Consider the following 2,576-nt stretch of genomic DNA (forward strand, 5'->3'; position numbering starts at 1 on the left):
ATATAAAAACACATAGAGAAGAGCTTGTCTAACGCTTAACCGATGACGCATGGAAGAGACTTTAAATTTCAGTCTCTTCAACCAGCTTTTTTACGGTCTCAATCACGAGAACCGCGTCCTGCCTTTTTACGTCGATTTCGCTGTTAATGCAAAAATTAAGCAGTTCCTTCCTTTTTTCTTCAGAAATCAGCCCTTTTTTAGCTCCTTCTTTTGTAAGCCCGAGATAGCTCCGGTCAGGGTAGTAAGTAGTGATTGCAAGCTCCAGAAGGTCTTTGTGTTCTTTTTCGCTCACAATTCCTGCATCCAGAGCGGCTTTAAGGGTTTCCCGCATGTTCACCAGGGGCACGGAAATGGGCTCAAAGGTATCAGGGTTGGTGCTTACAGCTACCTCATCGTCAGACTCAATAACGCCGTCCCTGTACCACTCATAGACTTTTCCGACGCCTATCATGCCGTGCGTGTCCAGTTCAGAAGCTCGGAGAGCCCCCATGCTTGCGCCGCCTACAACCTTTACTCCTGCATTAAGTGCAGAAATTATCTCTCTGTGCCCGACAGCAGCCCGGTCAAAGAAAATTCCATCTATGATTCCAATGACCTTATACCCCTGCTGGACAAATTTTTCAAGCTGGAACCTGCGTACAGGGGGCTGGTAGTTTGCCCTGAGGATTTTTTTTGCATCCTCGTGGCTTATGCTGTTTCCGGTAAAAATGACTGCTTTTTCTTTCATCTTCTTTTCCACAGCTTAATTTTTTCGCGGCGTTATCTTCTTTTCCACGGCTTATCGTTTCTGTCTCTGGAAATCTCCCTTTTCTTTCCGGCGTTTATTCTCTTTCCTTTACGGTCGCGGTCGATTGTAAAAAGTTCAAAGCCCGGAATAATTACTCTTACTACAGGCACTGCAACTTCTTCTCTTGAGAGGTCAATAACAAGCACTCTTTCGGCGAGGCCCTTCAATTTCTCAAGAATAACATCAATATTTTCTGCAGGGCTCTTTTTAGAGATGTCCTGAACCTCTGAAAGGGAAATTTTCTCTCCTTCTTCGAACCAGAACCAGTTCAGGCGCTTCATGCGGTCGTAGCCTACACTTCGGATAAAGCCTTCCCTATCTGTATCTTCCCTTGCGCCCTGAATCTGTACAACTCTTGACTGTGCAGCTTCAGTTATTGCTCTTGCAATCGCGATCTCGGGTTTCAGGTGGGAACCTGCTCCCATGACCAGGAGAGCCGGGTCTTTCAATTTTACATCATCGGTTGCCGCGATGATTGTAGGGATTCCTGTGTCAGTCGGGACAAGCCAGACTTTGAGGTCTATTCCGGCATCTTTGAACTTCCGGGCAAGCTCATAGACGTATCCATCTTCTTCGGTGAGCACGATCTCTTTTCCAAGGTCCCTGGTATACTGGGCTATGCTGATTGCATCCCTTTCTATAACCTCAAGAAGCCCGTGAAGGATGGCTTCCTCCAGCACATTTCCCGAAGCCAGCCCGTTGGTATTGCTAAGGAATAGTTTCTGACACTGACCCGGACCGTCATAAGGGTGGAATACCGCATTTGCGCTCACAAAGACTTCTTCTTTATTCAGAAGGTCGTATGCTTCTACCCACTCAAGAAGGGAACTCGGGTTATAGGGCTGGGAAAGGAGCAGGGTGCCGGGGTCAAGGACAGTGTAGTTTTCCCTGGCGTTCAGGTAGGATTCAACAAGAGCGGGGGCTGAAATGTCACCAGCAATGTTTGCGTTCAGGCCGGGTCTTTCTGCCAGGCAGCGCTCAAAGCTTTCCATTATTGCCGAAATACGGGCTCTCTGTTCGGTTGAACCTTTGCCTGAGTAAATGCTGATAGCTCCCGGGGCTGCACTGGGGCGGATTGCAGAGAATATCGGAATTCCAAGCCTGTCCAGGTTTGTGATATCTGCAATTCGGGTAACTCCTATCTTTTTTATCTGATCTTTTGTGTTTTCAAGGGTTGTAGCTTCATCGTACACGCGCTGCGTGCCTTCGATGTATGAAAGAGATCTGTCAATTTTTATCTCGGGCATAGTTAGAAACCTACTCATCTCTTGTTATATATTTTGTGATTTTTCGGGATTTACGGATTTTTTTCACAGGGGGTTTTGTAGCTGTTGCAAGGGTACTTATCTTGACAAATAATGGAGATACAGGAATACTATCAGAATAACGCTATATATTGCGGGGTCTATAAGTATGTAAGAGGGCTTATAAGGGGGTTTTGTCCAGCGAATCTTGAAAAATTGTTTCTGGAAGAAAATGTAGGAGGTTTTGACCTTCTTTTCAGAACCATATTCGGGATACTTGCAATTCTCGCGCTGGCAGCAGGTATTGTGAAAAGATCACCATGGAAATGGATTGTTGCCCTGGTAGCTTTTACGGGTCTCTACAGTTCAATCCTGAGGCACTGCACTCCTTATGCTATTCCTGGAATCAGTACTGCAAAGAAAAAACGTGCATGATATTCTTCGAATAACATGCCCAAAGAATGAAAGTATTTGGAAGTACTTTCATGCCAAATAATGGAATGTGTAAGGAATTGATCATACTTTCTTATTTTTAATAGTGGGGG

General features: G+C 45.5%; 3 protein-coding genes. 1 reads left to right on the forward strand and 2 read right to left on the reverse strand.

Annotated elements, in window-relative coordinates:
* Positions 1–61 precede the first annotated feature (61 nt).
* Both PLL47_RS14750 and PLL47_RS14755 read right to left on the reverse strand, forming a co-directional pair.
* A complete protein-coding gene (locus tag PLL47_RS14750; RefSeq protein ID WP_324447319.1) occupies positions 62–727 on the reverse strand; it encodes a TfuA-related McrA-glycine thioamidation protein in 666 nt (221 codons plus the stop codon).
* A 32-nt stretch (positions 728–759) separates the two neighbouring features.
* On the reverse strand, positions 760–2,034 hold the full coding sequence (locus tag PLL47_RS14755; protein WP_324447321.1) for a YcaO-related McrA-glycine thioamidation protein: 1,275 nt from the start codon (positions 2,032–2,034) through the stop codon (positions 760–762).
* A 111-nt stretch (positions 2,035–2,145) separates the two neighbouring features.
* On the opposite strand from PLL47_RS14755, the gene PLL47_RS14760 reads away from it, so the two are divergent.
* Entirely contained in the window at positions 2,146–2,466 is a 321-nt protein-coding gene (locus tag PLL47_RS14760) for a YgaP family membrane protein (RefSeq protein ID WP_324447323.1), read from the forward strand.
* Positions 2,467–2,576 lie beyond the last annotated feature (110 nt).

The organism is Methanosarcina sp., from assembly GCF_035390745.1.
Taxonomy (GTDB): Archaea; Halobacteriota; Methanosarcinia; order Methanosarcinales; family Methanosarcinaceae; genus Methanosarcina.